Here is a 16,718-nt window from a genome sequence, read left to right on the forward strand (position 1 = left end):
TCAAGACCTCTACCCCCAACACGCGGATTTTTGCCCGGAACCGCTAAACGAAGACTTCGGATCACAGCGTTTTCGCAGTAATTCCCCGTCCCGGTTTCGCGTTTCTCCAGTCTGAGCGCGCCGTCACATCGTCGCTCGGGACGTGAGGATTCATCCACGAGCGCTGGCCGACCGGAATCGCCCGTGATTGGTGCGGCTCGACGGACGTGAAGGGCGGCCCGGTGTCGGTCCGGCACGCCCCATCAAGTGGTGTATTCGGTCTTGCGGCACCCGCACGTGAGATATCATTGATGCAGGTATGGCTCAAGAGAACCTGATAATTCAGCAAGCGGCCGAGCGAGCCGCGGGATCTGCTGATCGGGCTGATAGGGCCGCCGACCACGCCGATCGACGGGCCCGCGACGCAGACCCTATTTCGCGCTGGACGGTCGGGCTCATGCTTGCAACCGCGCTGCTCCTCCTGGGACAGGGGTTCGCGGTGCTGTTGCAGATCGGCGAAGTGCGAAACGAGGTCGCCGAGGTACGGACCGAGGTCGCCGTGGTGCAGGACGAGGTTGCCGCGGTGCAGGACGAGATCGCCGGCATGCGGACGGACATAGCCGCGATTCGTGCGCGGCAGGCCATGCCCGTTCCCCCGCGTCCGCAGTAGACCTTACCGCCAGCGGAAGATCCGGAGGGCCACGCCGAAGCTCGCCACGGCCCACGCCGCGAGGATGAGCAGGTCCGGACCGTTCGCGATCAGCCCGTTCCCGTCCAGCATCACGCCCCGCAGGGCGTCGTTCAGCGCGGTCAACGGCAGTGCCTGAATGAACGGCTGCATCGCGTCCGGGAAGTTCGACGAAGCGAAGAAGACGCCGGAGCAGATCCACATCGGGGCCATGACCACGTTCATGATGCCTGAGACGCCCTCGATGGTCTGCGCGCGGCTGGCCGTGAGCAGGCCGATGCCGCCGAAGGTCATCGCCCCGAGCAGCGAGACGGCGGCGAGGCTGGCCAGCGAGCCCTCGATGGGCACGCCGAACATCAGCCGGGCGAAGCCGACCAAGGCGACCAGCTCGAGCGCGAGCAGCACCAGGCGCGCCGTCACGAGGGCGGCCAGGTACTGGTGGCGCCGCATCGGCGTCGCGATGAGCCGCTTGAGCAGCTTGCGCGTGCGTTGCACCACCAGCGTGAAGCCGATGCCCCACATGCCGGTCCCCATGATGTTCATGCCGAGCAGGCCGGGGATCAGCCAGTCGATGTAGCGGCTGCCGGGGGCGGTGACCGTCTCGTTCCGGCCGGTCCAGACGTCCCTGCGGCCGGCGGCGCGCTGCAGCAGGTCGTCTACCGTCTGCCGGGCCAGCCGGCTCTCCGGCCGCGTCGGGTCGTAGCGGTACGTGGGCGGATCGCCCGGCGCGACCACGACGTGCGCGAGCCCGTCGCGCAGCGCGGCCGCCGTCGCACCGGGAGCGAGGGACACGATCTCGACGCTCTCGTGCGCCGCCAGCGCGTCGAGCAGCTCCGCGGCGCCGGCTCCCTGCTCGACGGCGACCGCCACCGGCGCCTCGGAAGGCGATTGGAAGGCTATCCCGAGCGCGAGGGCCATCAGCAGCGGGAAGATGAAGACCCAGAAGATCATCTCCGGCTCGCGCACCAGCAGGAGCAGCCGGGTGATCGTCATCTCGACGAAGGGATGCCGCGGTTCCGCGGATGCCGGCTCAGTCATCGCGGAGTCGATGTCCCGTCAGCGCCACGAACACGTCCTCGAGGGTGGCGGTGCGCGTGGCCAGCGTCTCGATCTCGACGCCGGCGTCGGCGGCCAGTCCCACGAGCGCCGGCAGCGTGCGGTGCAGTGCGTTCGCCGTGACGGTCCAGGCATCCGGCGCCTCGCCCGCGCGGACCGCGTCGACGCCGGGCAGCGCGGCGAGCCGCTCTTCCAGGCCGGCGGATGCCGGCTCCTCGCCGCGGGCGAACGCGACATCGACGATGTGCGGTGCGCCGATGGAGAGGATCAGCTCGTCGGGACTGCCCTGTGTGACGATCCGGCCCTGATCGACGATGGCGACGCGATCGCACAGCACGTGCGCCTCGTCCATGTAGTGGGTGGTCAGGAGGATGGTGCCTCCCTCGGCGCGATAGCGTTGCAGCAGCGCCCACAACTGCCGGCGCGACTGCGGGTCCAGGCCCGTGGTCGGCTCGTCGAGGAACAGCAGGTCCGGATCGCCGACCAGCGCGCAGCCGACGGCGAGACGCTGCCGCTGGCCGCCCGACAGCTTGCCGACCCAGCTCTTGCGCTTGGCCTCCAGCTCGAGCAGCCCGAGCACGTCGTCGACCGGGCGCCCCCGCGGATAGAAGGACCGGAACAGCCTGAGCGTCTCGAGCACGGACAGCTTCTCGTCCATCTGCGACTCCTGGAGGTGAATCCCGAGCCGCGCCCGCAGCGCATCCTCGTTCCGGCCCCACGCGTGGCCCAGAATCCGTACCCGGCCGGTGTCCGGCGCGAGCAGCCCCTCCAGGATTTCGATGGTCGTGGTCTTTCCGGCGCCGTTCGGTCCCAGCAGCCCGAAGCACTCGCCGCGCCGGACCTCGAGGTCGAGGCCGTCGACCGCCACCACGTCTCCGAAACGCTTCACGACGCCGGCGCAGGAGACGGCCGGCTCGGCGAGCCCCGTCGCCGCTCCCTCTGCGCCGCGCGCCGCGGGGCTCGGAACGCTGCCGGTGTCAGCGAGACTCTCGTTCGCGCCGCCCGCGTTCATCGGTCCAGCGCCGGCGTCGTCGTCGGCTGCTCGCGCCGCCGCGTGCCCTGCTCGTAGGCGTGGCCCAGCTCGAACAGGGTCGCCTCGGTGAACGGCCGGCCGAGCATCTCGATCCCGATCGGGAGCCCGTCGGCCGTCAGCCCGGCCGGCAGGGTCAGCGCAGGGAATCCCGTGGCCGGGCTCAGGAAGCGGTTGTTGCCGCGCGCGTACTGATCCTGGGTGTTCGCGTTGGTGAGGGCGTCGGGCGCGATCACGGTCGTCTGGTGATCGAAGGTCGCGTAGACGAGCGCGTCCAGGTCGTCGTCGGCCATCGCCGCCAGGACGCTCCGCCGCAACCGCTCGCGGGAGTGGAGGATGGGCAGGTACGCGTGGTCGTCGGTCGACTTGCCCACCACGTTGATGAGTCCCCGCGCCCGCCAGGGGGTGACGACGCCCGACAGCAGGATGTCGCGGAGGTTCTTGACCGGCGCGTTCGGATGCTCGGCCAGGTACGCGTTCATCGCCCGTTCGGTCTCGAAGTTGTTGGTGGTGTACACGCGCTGCGCCGTTTCGAGGCCGTCGATGGTGACCGGGTCGACCACGGTGGCGCCGAGCGCCCGCATGTCGTCGAGGGCGCGGTCGATCAGGGCCCGCACCTGCTTGTAGTCCTCGGCGTCGGGATCCGTCTTGGGGTCCATCGATTCGCGGATGACCCCGATGCGGGCTCCCCGCAGGCCGTCGGCGTCGAGGTCGGCGGCGTAGGAGTCGGGCACGTGTCCGGCCGCGTAGGCGGTGACCGGGTCGTTGGCGTCGTAGCCGGCGATGGCGTCGAGCAGGAGCGCCGCATCGCGGACGGTGCGGGTCATCGGTCCGAGCGTGTCGCTGGACGGGTTCGCCGGCATCATCCCGAAGCGGCTGACCAGCGGCAGCGTGGGGCGCAGGCCGACCAGCGCATGGACCGCCGCCGGTCCGCGGATGGATCCGCCGGTGTCCTCGCCGATGCCGACCATGCCGAAGTTGGCGGCGATGCCGGCGCCGGTGCCCCCGGACGAGCCGCTGGGGTTGCGGGTCGGGTCGTAGGCGTTGCGGATGATCCCGAAGGCCGAGCCGACGTAGCGCGAGGCGAACTCGCCCATGTTCGTCTTCGCCAGGATGAGGGCGCCCGCTTCCTTCATGCGCACGACGATGGTGGCGTCGCGGCGCGACACGAATCCCTCGAACAGCGCCGAGCCGTAGGTGGTCGGCAGGTCGCGCGTCTCCACCTGGTCCTTCAGCAGCACCGGGATGCAGTGCAACGGGCCGGTCGGCCCCGACTCGGCGTAGGCCGCGTCCAGGTCGTCGGCCCGGTCCAGCGCGCGCGGGTCGATCGCCTGGATGGCGTTCAGCGCCGGGCCCGCCTGGTCGTAGGCCTCTATCCGGTCGATGTAGCGTTGCACCAGAACCCGGCAGGTCAGCTCGCCCGACGCGAAGGCCGCGTGCACGTCGGCGACCGTCGCCTCGAGGAACTGGAAACCCTGGGCCGCGGCGACACCCGGGACGAGCAGCCAGGCGGCGGCCAACATCGCCATCCACTGCCTCGCGCTTCCGGCGCGCCGGTTGATTCGGTAGCTCGCCGCCGTCCTTCTGCTTCGCCTCACGGTTGTTCCCCTTTCAGCCTCCCGGCTCCGGGGGACTATGTCACGCGCGGCGCACGTTGGAAAGCGCCGCCGGGCGCCGGCGCTGCCCGGTGGGGCCGGAAAACAGCGGATTTTCTTGCCGGATCGTCCTATGATGACCGCAGGACGCGGTGTCCGACGGGATTCACGCGGCGTGTACCCGAAGGTGCGGGGGGACAGCATCATGATCGTCACCGGAAAGGCCCTGCCACGGCGAACCGTACTGCGCGGACTCGGCGCGTCGCTCGCGCTTCCGTTCCTCGACGGGATGGTCCCGGCGCTCGCGGCCCTGCGGAGGACCGCGGCGGCCCCCGTTCCGCGGCTCGGGGTCGTCTACGTCCCGAACGGGATGCGGATGGAGCACTGGATTCCCGCGGCGGCGGGGGGCGATTTCGAGTTTCCCCTCGTCCTGAAGCCGCTCGAGCCGTTGCGCCGCCACGTGCAGGTGCTGTCCGGGATGCACGGCGTCGCCAGCGCCGGCCCGCACCCGCGGGCGTCCACCCGTTTCCTGACCGGCGTTCCGGCCAAGCCGGAGAACGGCGCCGACGTGCTGGCCGGCATCTCGATGGACCAGATCGCCGGGCGCGTTCTGGGGCGGCAGACGCAGCTCGCCACGCTGGAGCTGGCCATCGACGGCCGCGATTTCTCCGGCTCGTGCGGCAACGGGTTCAGTTGCGCCTACACCAACACCATTGCCTGGGCCGACGAGACCACGCCGCTGCCGATGGAGAACGATCCCGGCATCGTGTTCGAGAGGCTGTTCGGCGACAGCGGCAGCACCGACCCGGCGGTCCGCCGGGCGCGGCTGGGTAAGGACGCCAGCCTGCTCGACTCGGTCAACGAGCGCGCGCACGATCTGGCCCGCGAGCTCGGTCCGGGCGACCGCCGCAAGCTGGACCAGTATCTCGACGCGGTGCGCGACGTCGAGCGGCGCATCCAGCGGACCGCCGCGCAGTCCGCCCGCGAGTTTCCCACGGTCGATCGGCCGGAGGGCGTTCCCGGCACCTTCGGCGAGCACGCCCGCCTGATGTTCGACCTGCTCGCCCTGGCCTGGGAGACCGACCTGACCCGGGTCGCCACCTTCATGCTGGGCCGCGAGCTGACCGGCCGCACCTACGCCGAGATCGGCGTGGCCGACGCGCACCACCCGATCTCGCACCACCAGCGGGATCCGGAGAAGCTGGCCAAGCTGACCAAGATCAACCAGTACCACGTCGACGTCTTCTCGCGCTTCCTGGAACGGCTGCGCACGACGCCGGACGGCGACGGCTCGCTGCTCGACCACGCGATGATCGTCTACGGCGCGGGAATGGCCGACAGCAACGCCCACGCCTCGGACGACCTGCCGGTCCTGCTGGCGGGGGGCGCCGCCGGTACGGGCGGGCGGCACGTCCGGTATTCGCCCGACACCCCGCTGGCGAACCTGCACCTGACGCTGCTCGACAAGCTGGGCGTGCCGGTGGATTCATTGGGCCACGCAACGGGGCTGCTGCCGCTGGGCGGGTGAGATGCCCCGCGGACGTCTCGTTGGCGGCAACGCTCCGCGAGCGTGCTTATTCACGGAGTGGTGAAGGTCATATCACGGAGAGCTCGACGGCGTCGGTCTCGGGCGGCAGACGACGACGTGTTCCGCTCGAATCTGCCGGCGGAACGAATTCGGCACGTCGTTCCAGACGAAGAGGTCGACTCTGAAGGGCAGGTTGCTTTCCTCGAGCGCTTCCCGCAAGTCGCCGACCCGGGCGCGTTGGTCGGGTGTCGAGAACACGACGAGGTCGAGATCGGATTTCGGATTGGAAGTACGCTTCGCACGAGAGCCGTAGGCCCAGGCCTCCGTGTCCGGCAGATGTCGTTGGAGCAATGCCAGCAAGGTTCTCCACTGGCTGGCGGTGATGTCGATGTCCCGCGCTAGTCCCATGCTGCTCCACTCATCTTCCGGTAGAGGCCGATGGCATCGGCGATGAAGTCCGGCATCAGCGCAAGACACGCCTTCGCTTTCTCGCCGTCGTAGTCGTGTGACGTGTCGATGCGGGCCTCGGCGTACTGCAGCCACCGCTCCAGCGGCGAGTCGAACAGGTCGTTCTCGTGGGCCAGCCTGAAGATCGGCCTCGGGCTGTTCGGCATATCGGGAAGGCCCAGTCCCTCGGACAGATAGCGCTTCAACACTTTCCAGAGGCAGTCGTAACAGGTCTCGAACCGCTGGATCACCGATTCGGCGATGGCCTCGCGGATCAGCTCCGGTCGCGAATCGTCCGACCGCCGATGGTTGTCGTGCTGCTCCTGCAGCCGCTTCAGGGACAGGTGGAACTTGCCGTAATCGATCATTGACATCGAGCCATTGGCCCGCCTTCAGCCCGCAATGCGCGTCTGTGTCCAGGGGTTGACGGTCGCGGCGCCCGTGTTCCGGAAATCGCGTTCGTTGCGTGTGACGATACGCAGCCCGTGGCTAACGGCCGTGCCGGCGATCATGGCGTCCGGCAAATGGTCGTCGAGCGGCTCGCCGCGGCGTCGCTTCGTCTCCAGGATCAGCGCGCAGGCCCGGGCGTCGGCGGCTGTCCAGTCGAATATCCGCTCTTCGAACAGATCGTCGACGATGCCCTGAAAGCGCTCTGTGAGATCGTCCCGCCGCCGGCCGGGATCGAGACGCCCGATGCCGTCGACGACCTCCCAGACGGTGACGGCGGAAAAGCCGATCCCCTCGGCCGCAATCCCGTCGAGAAACCGGGCGACCTTCGGTTCCGGAGCCGGCCGCATCATCTCGGAGACGACGTTCGCATCGAGAATCCAGGCCGTGCACGCCCTCATCTCTCGTCGTCCTCGGAAAACGTGACCGGCCGGTAGCCATATGACCTGGGCAAGGGCAACTCGATGCCGTGCTCCGCTCCGAAATACCTCCGGAACGCCGCGGACGGTTTCTGGTGGCCTTCGGACGTCTTCCGCTTCTCGTGGATCAGACGGCGGACGTACTCTTCCATCGATACGCCGTGATGTTCGGCTTCGCGCCGGACCCAGGACTTGTCGCCAGGGTCGATGTCGCGGACAGTGATGACGGAGTTCCGCTTCATGCTCCCTCCCCTGTCGCACTTGGCCTCAGCGCAGCAACGGAACATGCTAGCGCGAGTTGCTGTCGTGGCGTTCTGAGCCATTTTCCCACTGGCGGGGCAGGACGTTCCGAGATCGATGCCGTCTCGCCGACGAGCAGCTTGAGGGCCGGTCGGAACGTCTCGGAGAACGCCGCCGTGCCGGGGAGCGCGTCGGGCGGCCGCGCGGTTCGGGTGCGCCGCCGCGTCGTCACGCTGCTTCCCGCCCTCGACGAGTCAATCCGCCTTCTCCAGCCATCGGTCAGGTCCGCCGGTACTCCACCAGCGCGGACCGTCCGACGATGTCGACGATGCGCACGAGCGCCTCGACGCCGTTGGCGTCGGTCAGGTGCATATCCTCACCCGGCAGAAAATGGACCGGCTGTTGCCGTCCCTGGTTGATGGCGATGTCGGATGCGTAGAGGTGCGTCCGGTCGTACGCGTCGCGCACGGGATTCAACCTTCCCTTCAGTCCCGGTACGCTGCCGGTCGCTTCCGGAAAGATGACGGCGCCGCCAGCCGGCAGAGCCTCGAGTTCGACCGCCAGAGCCCCGTCCGCCGGACGCCAGTCACGTGTCACCCCGGCGGCATGACCCGGAGCCGCCGCGAACACGGTCACGGGGTGGTGTGTCGTGTGCAGATGGATTGCGGCTTCTCCGTTTTCGTCCGTCGTCGCCTGCTTCCACGTCCGGTTCGGGAACAGGACCAGCAGGTCGGCGCCCGGACGGGGAGTCCCGGCGGACCGGACGGTGACGATCGCGCGGGCGGCGCTGCAGACTTCAGCATCCCCGATCAGACGATACTCCGGCAGCGTCCCGCAGAGGGCGTACGTCTCACGTTTGATGATCGGGACGCCGTCGCCGCGGCGCTCCATGAAGTACTGGCGTTCCTCCGAGCCGGGGATGCCGTCCACGGGCAGTCGTCCCAACGCGGAGGCCAGCGCTTCGTTGCGGGTCGCCTGGCGACTTGCCATGCTGTCCACGGTCAGGCTGTTCGGCAATGCTCCGGGAGATTGAATCTCCAACCGGTCCGCGAACATCGACAACCGGATGCGGCTTCCACGCACGGCATAGTCTCGATGCGCGACGGCATTGACCAGGGCTTCGAACAACGCCTTGTCGCTGTACTGGGGTTGATCCACGCGCGCCGGCGTCTTGCGGGCGGACACCTGCATGTTCCGTACGGCGAATGCCACGGCATCGGCCACCTGTCGATCGAGGGGCCCGGTAATCTCCTGGGCGTCGACCTGCCCGGAGGCCCGGTCCGTTCCCCGGTATCGGGTGGCCGTGATGCAGGCGCAGGGCAGCAATTTCTCCGGACTCCGAGTGCACAACAGCACGCCGGCGACGGTGGCGCGCATCGTCTCTGCGTCGTCCCGCGCCAGCAGTGCGTGCTTCTCGAGAGCGGTTTCCGGGTTCACGGCGCCGGCCGCGCTCACCAGGGGCTTCCAGAGCTCGTCGTCCAGCGTTCCGAATCCGGTACCCGGTACCACCTGTCTGTCGAACCAGACGAAGCGCGCCTGGCCGCGCTGCTGGGCGAGGCGCATCCGCTCGTCGCCGGACATGGGCCGTTTGGCGCTGCCGACGCGCCGGAAACTGCCGCCCGGGCTGTCGTGCTGCGCGGTTCCCCTGGCTACGTCGACGGCCAGCAACCGCCTGCCGTCCAGTTCGTGGCGCGTGATGACCACGTCCATGAGTGAGGGCTTGATCGAGTCGGCGCACAACTCGACGATCATTCCTTCCAGCGCATCCATCTGACTTCGGGACGTGCCGTGTACGCTGCCTTCGTCGGTGACGCCGCACAGCAGCACGCCGCCGCCGGCATTCGCGAAGGCGGCGATTTCATCCGCGAGATCATCCCGCTTCGGGCTGATCGGTCGATCACCCTGGAAGGCGATTGCCTTGAACTCCCAATAGCTGTCCTCGCCGAGTCGCAGTCGGCGCGCGATGTCCGCCTCACCGAGAGTCATCCGTTCCGTATTATGTCGCGGCGACATCACGCCTCCAGCCATTTCCCGACCGGCGTCGACAGGAACGTTTCGACGTCGATACCGTCCCCGCCGACCAGCAGCTTGCGGGTCGGCCGGAACGCCGCCGAGAACGCGGCCATGCCGGGCAGCGTCTCGGGCGCGCGCCCGCTCTTGACCTCGATGGCGACCAGCGTCCGGCCGGCGCTCACGACGAAATCGACCTCGCGGTTGCGATCGCGCCAGTAGTGGACGTCGCAGCAATCCATCGCCGCGGCGTTGGCCAGGTGTGCCCCGACTGCCGACTCGACCAGGCGGCCCCAGAACATGCGATCCGCACGTGCCTGCGCGAGAGTGATTCCCGCGTGCGCCGTGATCATCGCCGTGTTGAGGACCTGCAGCTTGGGGCTCGACGCCCGCCGCCTTGCGCCGACGCCGGCATACTTCTGGAGACCGGTGACCAAGCCGGCGCCGGCGAGCAGATCGAGGTAGTGGGCCAGGGTGGTCGTGTTGCCGGCGTCCTGGAGCTGGCCGAGCATCTTCGTGTAGGAGAGGATCTGCCCGGAGTGGGCGCATCCCAGCTCCAGCAGCCGGCGGAGCAACGCCGGCTTGTCGACGCGGGAGAGGAGCAGCACGTCGCGCGAGAGGATGGGCTCGATGAGCGAGTCGCGGACGTATCGCATCCAGCGGCGCGGTTGCCGGATGAGCGGCGCCGCGCCGGGATAGCCGCCGTAGAAGAGGTACTGCTCCAGTGACCAGCCGAACGCCTCGCGCATCTCGGCAAGGCTCCAGTGCGGCAGGCGGAGCATCTCGAAACGGCCCGCGAGGCTTTCCCCGAGACCACGTTGGACGAGCAGGGGGGCGGACCCGAGCAGTACGACTTTCAACCGCCGACCATTGCGGGTGTCCGCGTCCCACAGGTGCTTGACCGCTTTGGACCAGTGGTTGATCTTCTGTACCTCGTCGAGCACGAGGAGCGCGCCGTTCGCGTCCGCCGCGTCGGCCAGGGTCCGCGCGGCCTCCCACTGCTGCTGGATCCAATGGCTGTCGCGGAGGGTCGGCTCGTCCGCACTGACGTGGCGGGTCGGCAGACCCGACTGTTTCGCCGCCTGTCCTGCCAGCGTCGTCTTGCCGACCTGCCGCGAGCCGGCGAGCACCTGGATAAAACGGCGCGGCTCGCGCAGGCGTCGGACCAGCTCGCCGGTCTGGGCTCGCGAGTACGGCGACGGATTACTCAACGTAGGACGTACTTTTGCTCAATATACTGAGTAAATTCAAGGGTGTTGAAACGAAACCGGTCCACGGCCCGGTGGTTTCGCCCGGAGTTGAAGCCGGCTCCCGCGTTTCGGTCGGGAGCCGGTCTTGCAGGTTCAGTCCGCCTGCAGCAGGTCGTAGTACTCCAGCGCCGCGCCCAACACCATGGCGCCGCCGCGGTCGTCCGCGCCGTTGACGGCGGGCCGGTCGAGGTAGTGCCGCCGCGTCGGACCCGCCCCGGTGCTGAAGCAGACGTCGACCAGCGTGCCGTCGTTGCCGACGTGGGCGAGCAGGGCGCGCCAGGCGCGGTCCACGGCGGGCCGGTAGGAGTCGTCGAGCCAGCCGAGGCGGATGCCCCGCGCCATCGCGGTCAGGGTCATCGCGGTGACGCTGGTCTCGCGGTAGCTGCCGGGCACGTCGACGATCTGCCGCCACATGCCGTCCGGCGCCTGCTGGGAAAGCACCCCGGCGAGGTGCCGGCGGTGGATGTTCAGCACTGCTTCCCGCTCCGGATGATCCGCCGGGAGGACCGTGAGCAACTCGGCCAGGCCGAGGGCGCCGAAGCCGTTGCCGCGGCCCCAGGCGGTCGGGGCGTCCGCGTCGTGGTGAAACAGGCCGTTCGGCTGCTGCAGGCGGGCCGCGGTGGTCGTCACCAGGCGAACGGCCGCGGCGAGACCTTCCGGATCGCCCGCGCGGACCGCGGCGATGGTGCCCAGGAAGAAGTCGTCGCTCCAACCGGACGCGCGCTCGGGCCGTCCCGGCGCGATCTCGGCCGCACCCAGCGCGACGCCCTCGGCCGCCAACCGGGCCGCCGTCTCACCGTCGCCGCCGGGCAGCCCGGTCAGGTGGCTGAAGATCATCGTTCCAGCCAGCGCGGCGAAGGAGATCCGGTTGCCGAACAGCGGCTGGCCGCCGGACAGCCATGGACGGACCTCCTCCAGCACCTTGTCGCGCAGGGAGGTATCGTCGTCCATCTCCGCGACCCGCAAGGTATGTACCCAGGCGAGCGCCGGGATGTAGCTGATGCTGGGGGTGCCCGGGTATCGTCGGGCCATCAGCCGCGCCACGGTGAGCGGGTCGCGCGCCATCCGGCGGTTCAGGACGTTGCGCAGCGGCGATTGCCGGTCCCTCGCGCGGGCCAGGACCGCGCGCATGACGGCGGCGCCGTCGGCGGCCCCGGCGGTCGCCAGGAGTGTGTCGACGGGCCCCAGGCCGGTGTGGTTCGCCGGGTCTGCGAGCGCCGCGGCCAGTGAACCCGCAGGCCGATCCTCGGGATTGGGACCGCCGCCGGCGCGTAGGCTCGACTCCTCTCCGGCGCGGGCCTCGGTGGCGAGGTCGGGCGTCTGTTGGGCGACCCGGCGCCAGACGTAACGGCTCACCGCGTCGTCCCCGGCGCGGACGTCTACGACGAGATCGGGCGTCTGGTAGGCGACCCAGCGCCAGACGTAACGGCTCTCCGGCCGCTCGGGGTCGTCGAAGAAACCGTCGACCGGTGGGAACGTGGCGGGCGGTCCCGTCGCGTCCGCGCCGGGCAGGGCGAGCGGTAGCGCGCTCACCAGCCACCGGGCACGCTCCGCTTCGGGCGCCTCCGTCTTGAACCAGCGCACCGCGTCGAGGACGATGCGGGCCGCCTCCGCGTTGCCGTCGAGACCGCCGACGAGCACGAGGCGGCGCTCGGGGCGCGACGCGTCGAACGGCGCGCCGTTCTCGAGGGTGAGCAGCGGCACGTCGTCCCGCGTCATGCCGGCGCCGCTCACGATCCGGGGTTCGCCAGCCTCTGCGGCGACGGCGTCGAGCGCCGCCGCCAGGGCAGCCGGATCCGCGAGCGAGGCCTGGGCGTGTGCACCCGCGGCTCCGGTGAGGGCGAGCCCGAACGCGGCCATGCCGAGCACGGCGCGGCATACGACGAGCTGAATGGGTTCCCGGCCTGCGCCGAACGGAATCAGGCTTCGTCCTCGACGCACGCTTCGGCGTCTGCCGACGACGGTCCGGATCGCATCGGCGAGCCGGCGCCGGATGCCGGGCAGGGGCTGCGAAGACTGGTGTGTCACGTCCTACCTTCAATCCATGGAGAGCGCCGCCACGCCGCCGTCGAGGGCGTGCAGAGCGCGGACCTCGTCGTCGGTCAACGGGCGGTCGAAGAGCGACAGCTCGTCGAACAGCCCCACGTAGTTCACGCCGAGCCGGATCGCGCCGCGCTCGACGTCCCAGGTGAACGGCTCGTCGACGTCGTCCGCTCCGCCGGGCACCCGCTCGCCGTCCAGATACAGGGTGGCGGCGCCGCCCGGCTGGCCGAGGCCCGCGTACGTGATCGCCACGTGCGTCCAGCGGTCGCCCGCGAACGGCGGCTCGTCGACCACCGCAAGCCGGTCGGTGAAGGCGGGATTGTCGTTCGGTCCGAGTCCGTCCGGGTTCCACACGTCCAGGTCGCCGAACACGCCGAGTCGGAACTGGCGGGGGTTCTCGGCCGTGAAGTCGACCCAGATCGCGGCGTCGTTGTACGCGGCGTCGGTGATCTGGATCGGGTCGCAGAAGCCCGGCTCGAGGTCGGTGGCGGGGTCCAGGCTCAGCCAGAACGAGACGGTCCCGCTCCAGCCGTCCGGCGAGTAGCCGATGTTCCCCTCCGCCCGGTAGAAGATGGCGTGCTGGTTGCGCTCGGTGAAGCGCAGCGCGTGCCCGAAGCGCCCCGCTCCCTCGGCGAGCATCACCGCCGGGTTCCCGAGTCCCGGCTCCGCCTGGTCCTGCTCGTCGTACGACGGCGCCGTGTAGAGCACCGGATCGGCGGCTGCCCGATCCGCATCGAGGCCGTTGTCGAACGAGGCGTGGAACGTGAGGGCGTCGGCGAGCGCCCCGGCGCTGCCGGTGGGTCCCTCCGACGGCGCCTCGGAGACTACCGACTCGGGCGCGCCGCCTCCGCCGCACCCGGCGAGACAGAGCACCAGCAGCCACGCCGTCCGTGACCCGAACGTCGCTCGTCGCATCGTCATTCTCCCGTCAGCCAGAACATGCAGCCGGGCCCGGAATCGGTCCCGGTCTCGAACTCGTCGACCACCGCCTGCATCTGTACACGCACGGGTCGCTTCCTTTCCTCGACGCGTTCTCGACACCTCGTTACGCTGTCGTCGACTCCTCGACGCGGTCGGCCATACCCGGTGAGCCGCAGACACGACGGTCGGTCTGCACGTATCCTACCGCCGTACGATCGGATCCCGAGGGTGTTGTCGTCCGGATTCGGATGCCGGCCGGAGAGGGAATGGAGGAGTGGAGACGATGACCAGACTGGAGACAGCCCTTTGCCTTGCCGTCGTCGCGGGTTTCACCGTGGCTTGCGGTGCACCGGAACCGGCCGCCGAGGCGCCGGCCGAGGCACCCGCGCCGGACACCGGCGCCGGCACCATCCTGCGTGTCGATCCCCGCTTCGACGAGCTCGTGCCGGGCGACGCACGCATCGAGAAGCTCGCCGACGGCTACGTCTTCACCGAGGGCCCGGTCTGGGACCGTGCCGGGGCGCGGCTGCTCTTTTCCGACGTGCGCGGGAACGGTGTGTACCAGTGGTCCGAGGCCGACGGGGCGAACCCCTTCATCGAGCCGGTGTTCGAGGGCGACCGCACCGGTCTGCGCTCGGTCAGCTCCAACGGGCTGACGCTGGACGCCGAAGGCCGCCTCGTGATGTGCGAGCACGGCAACCGGCTCATCTCGCGCGTGGAGGCGGACGGCACGCGGACGACCCTGGTGGACAGCTACGAGGGCCGCCGGTTGAACAGCCCGAACGACGCAGCCTACTCGTCGGACGGCTGGCTCTACTTCACCGATCCGGGCTCGGCGCTGGAGGGCCGCGACGAGTCGCCGCTGCGGGAGCACGACTTCAACGGCATCTATCGCCTGAGCCCGGACGGCGAGCTGGAGCTGCTGTACCGGGATCAGTCGCGTCCGAACGGCATCGCGCTGTCGCCGGACGAGTCCGTGCTCTACGTCGCCAACTCCGATCCCGAGCAGAAGGTCTGGATGGCCTACGACCTGGGCGAGGAGGGAGTCTCCAATCCGCGGGTCTTCTTCGACGTGAACGACCAGACCGCCGAGGGCGCCGCGGACGGCCTGAAGGTGGACAATGCCGGCAACCTGTTCGCCACCGGTCCCGCCGGGTGTGGGTAATCGCCCCGGACGGGACGCACCTGGGGAGCATCATGCCGGACGAGGTGCCCGCCAACGTGGCCTGGGGCGACGATGGCAGCACCCTCTACATGACAGCGCGCACGGGGCTCTACCGGATCCGGTTGACGACGGCGGGCGCGATCCCGGGACCGTAGGCACCGCAGAGAATCCTCTGCGCCGGAGGGAGCGATAAGGCACCGGGTTGCAGAGGGCGGGCCCGTCCGACCCCGTGCCGCCCGGAAGATTGCGGAAGCAGGATCAGATGCCGACCGGGAAGCCATGGGACGACTACCTCGAGAGCGTGCGGCGGTATCTCGCCACCGGCAAGCTCGACCGCGACGAGATCGACTACAAGATCGAGATTGGGAGGAAGCTGGAAGCTGCTCGCCGTGCGCTCCTGGCCGGTGATGACGGGTGGTTCGATCTCCTCAAGCCGGCACTGTCGGGGAAAGGCCACCCGATGGACTGGAGGGATGCCGACCATCTCAAGAAGTGGCTGAACAACGACCGGGAGGCAGGGCGCGAGGCGCTCGGGGCAATCTGGTCCGACGAGGACTTGAAGCCGGGCGACATTCGTGCGTTCTCGAAGCGATTTCCCTCGAACGCCGGGCCAGGAACGGCACGAATCCGCCTGAGGACCATCTCCGTGCTGCTCATCGGCTGTCCGGCGACTAGCGGGTGTACCTGGACGAGGCGGGCCGCGTCGGCCTCAAGCCCGACCTCTCCTGGTGGGACGACCAGGTCTGCACCTTCGCGGGCGATGTGAAGTACAAGCGGAAGTAAGGACGAGCGGGCGCCGAACGCGGACCTGTACCAGATGCTGGCGTATGCCACCGCGCTGGACCTGCCCGGCGGGCTTCTGATCTATGCGGAGGGAGACCCCGAAGGCGGTGCCCTGTCGTATCAGGTCCGCCATGCAGGGAAGTACCTCCACGTCGCGACGCTCGATCTCGCCGGTCCGATCGCCCGCCTGAAAGGCGAAATCCGCGTCCTGGCGGCGCGGGTGCGGGGGCTCCGCCGGACCGCGCTCGATCGACGGCGGGAGCGTAGCGCGCATAGCGCGCATTCGGATTGCGGACGTGAACTGACGTGAACCACGATGCCGTCGTGTGCTACGGTATTTTCAGATGGTCAACTCGGCGATCCACATGCACGAGCATCGAGACGACTGGGCGAAAGTGAAGGCGGCGCTTGCGAATCCCAACTGGGACTTCAGGACCGTTGACGGCATCGCGAGGGAAACCAGCCTGCCCCGGGAGCACGTGCAGCGGCTGATTCGCAGGCATGAAGCCGAGGTCCGCATGACTCTCACGCGGGACTCGCGCGTGGGGACAAGGCGGGTCGCCTACACGCTGAGAGACCGACCGACGAAGCTACGCGAGTTCGTCGACAGCATCCTGACCTTCGCCAGTCAGTAGTGTGGATATGCCGCTCTGGGTGTGGGGGCTTGCGGGGGGCGCTGCGGTCGAGCTGCTTCGCTGGTACCGCATCCGGGAACAGCTACACCTCGGTGCTCCGGACTGGGCGAAGAGCCCGCTGTACTGGCTGGTCACCATTGGCATGGTCGCGGCCGGCGGTTGCCTGGTTGTGATGTACCAGGAAACCGACGCTCGATTGAATTCCGTTCTGGCGTTCAACATCGGTGCCTCGGCACCGTTGATCATTTCGACCATATCGAGTCAAGTGCCACCACTCGCTCGCGTCGACTCCTGACCACCGGCGTCAAGGGAGCGGTCCATCCAGCCGCGCAGCCACAGCTTCGAGCGACTGCGGCGCGCACCGCCCTTCAGCGCACGCGGGGAGCCGCACCGTGGAACCGGGGGGGGGGGGGGGGGGGGGGGGGGCCCGCCCCCGGGGGGGGGGGGGGGGGGGGGGGGGGGGGGGGGGGGGGGGGGGGGGG

At 69.3% G+C, this 16,718-nt stretch carries 17 protein-coding genes and 1 pseudogene; 7 read left to right on the top strand and 11 right to left on the bottom strand.

Annotation, left to right across the window (positions count from 1 at the left end; translation table 11 throughout):
* Positions 1-436 precede the first annotated feature (436 nt).
* Positions 437-649: a hypothetical protein gene (locus F4X11_21005; protein MYN67473.1), complete on the top strand. Its 213-nt coding sequence runs from the start codon at positions 437-439 to the stop codon at positions 647-649.
* Between the two features lie 3 nt (positions 650-652).
* Here the strand turns inward: F4X11_21005 and F4X11_21010 are convergent, their stop codons facing one another.
* From F4X11_21010 to F4X11_21020, 3 genes are read right to left on the bottom strand one after another with little or no spacing between them, the layout of a single operon-like run.
* Positions 653-1,705: an ABC transporter permease gene (locus tag F4X11_21010; GenBank protein ID MYN67474.1), complete on the bottom strand. Its 1,053-nt coding sequence runs from the start codon at positions 1,703-1,705 to the stop codon at positions 653-655.
* Positions 1,698-2,735, bottom strand: a complete 1,038-nt coding sequence (locus F4X11_21015; protein ID MYN67475.1) for an ABC transporter ATP-binding protein — start codon at positions 2,733-2,735, stop codon at positions 1,698-1,700. Before F4X11_21015 ends, F4X11_21010 begins: the two co-directional genes overlap by 8 nt.
* Positions 2,732-4,555 (bottom strand): amidase, encoded by a 1,824-nt coding sequence (locus F4X11_21020; GenBank protein ID MYN67476.1) that lies wholly within the window; start codon positions 4,553-4,555, stop codon positions 2,732-2,734. Before F4X11_21020 ends, F4X11_21015 begins: the two co-directional genes overlap by 4 nt.
* Here F4X11_21020 and F4X11_21025 point away from each other — a divergent pair.
* Positions 4,554-5,876: a DUF1552 domain-containing protein gene (locus tag F4X11_21025; GenBank protein ID MYN67477.1), complete on the top strand. Its 1,323-nt coding sequence runs from the start codon at positions 4,554-4,556 to the stop codon at positions 5,874-5,876. The two genes, F4X11_21020 and F4X11_21025, sit on opposite strands and share 2 nt — an antisense overlap.
* Before the next feature lie 72 nt (positions 5,877-5,948).
* On the opposite strand, the gene F4X11_21030 is transcribed toward F4X11_21025, so the two are convergent.
* From F4X11_21030 to F4X11_21065, 8 genes are all read right to left on the bottom strand, one after another.
* Entirely contained in the window at positions 5,949-6,284 is a 336-nt protein-coding gene (locus tag F4X11_21030) for a nucleotidyltransferase domain-containing protein (protein ID MYN67478.1), read from the bottom strand.
* Entirely contained in the window at positions 6,275-6,691 is a 417-nt protein-coding gene (locus tag F4X11_21035; GenBank protein MYN67479.1) for a nucleotidyltransferase, read from the bottom strand. Before F4X11_21035 ends, F4X11_21030 begins: the two co-directional genes overlap by 10 nt.
* A gap of 24 nt (positions 6,692-6,715) precedes the next feature.
* A complete protein-coding gene (locus F4X11_21040; protein MYN67480.1) occupies positions 6,716-7,171 on the bottom strand; it encodes a type II toxin-antitoxin system VapC family toxin in 456 nt (151 codons plus the stop codon).
* Entirely contained in the window at positions 7,168-7,431 is a 264-nt protein-coding gene (locus F4X11_21045) for a hypothetical protein (GenBank protein ID MYN67481.1), read from the bottom strand. Before F4X11_21045 ends, F4X11_21040 begins: the two co-directional genes overlap by 4 nt.
* Positions 7,432-7,708: 277 nt before the next feature.
* On the bottom strand, positions 7,709-9,457 hold the full coding sequence (locus F4X11_21050) for a hypothetical protein (GenBank protein ID MYN67482.1): 1,749 nt from the start codon (positions 9,455-9,457) through the stop codon (positions 7,709-7,711).
* Entirely contained in the window at positions 9,442-10,650 is a 1,209-nt protein-coding gene (locus F4X11_21055; protein ID MYN67483.1) for an ATP-binding protein, read from the bottom strand. Before F4X11_21055 ends, F4X11_21050 begins: the two co-directional genes overlap by 16 nt.
* A gap of 132 nt (positions 10,651-10,782) precedes the next feature.
* Positions 10,783-12,717, bottom strand: coding sequence for a hypothetical protein (locus tag F4X11_21060; protein MYN67484.1), 1,935 nt, complete (start codon positions 12,715-12,717; stop codon positions 10,783-10,785).
* Between the two features lie 9 nt (positions 12,718-12,726).
* A complete protein-coding gene (locus F4X11_21065) occupies positions 12,727-13,653 on the bottom strand; it encodes a LamG domain-containing protein (protein MYN67485.1) in 927 nt (308 codons plus the stop codon).
* 283 nt (positions 13,654-13,936) lie between these two features.
* On the opposite strand from F4X11_21065, the pseudogene F4X11_21070 reads away from it, so the two are divergent.
* From F4X11_21070 to F4X11_21090, 5 genes and pseudogenes are all read left to right on the top strand, one after another.
* A pseudogene (locus F4X11_21070) lies at positions 13,937-14,973 on the top strand (SMP-30/gluconolactonase/LRE family protein).
* A gap of 107 nt (positions 14,974-15,080) precedes the next feature.
* A complete protein-coding gene (locus F4X11_21075) occupies positions 15,081-15,584 on the top strand; it encodes a hypothetical protein (GenBank protein ID MYN67486.1) in 504 nt (167 codons plus the stop codon).
* 51 nt (positions 15,585-15,635) lie between these two features.
* Positions 15,636-15,911, top strand: a complete 276-nt coding sequence (locus F4X11_21080; GenBank protein ID MYN67487.1) for a hypothetical protein — start codon at positions 15,636-15,638, stop codon at positions 15,909-15,911.
* A 55-nt stretch (positions 15,912-15,966) separates the two neighbouring features.
* Complete coding sequence (locus tag F4X11_21085; GenBank protein MYN67488.1) at positions 15,967-16,236, top strand: hypothetical protein; 270 nt, start codon at positions 15,967-15,969, stop codon at positions 16,234-16,236.
* A 7-nt stretch (positions 16,237-16,243) separates the two neighbouring features.
* Complete coding sequence (locus F4X11_21090) at positions 16,244-16,531, top strand: hypothetical protein (GenBank protein ID MYN67489.1); 288 nt, start codon at positions 16,244-16,246, stop codon at positions 16,529-16,531.
* Positions 16,532-16,718 lie beyond the last annotated feature (187 nt).

This window comes from Acidobacteriota bacterium (genome assembly GCA_009861545.1).
In the GTDB taxonomy this organism is placed as follows: domain Bacteria; phylum Acidobacteriota; class Vicinamibacteria; order Vicinamibacterales; family UBA8438; genus WTFV01.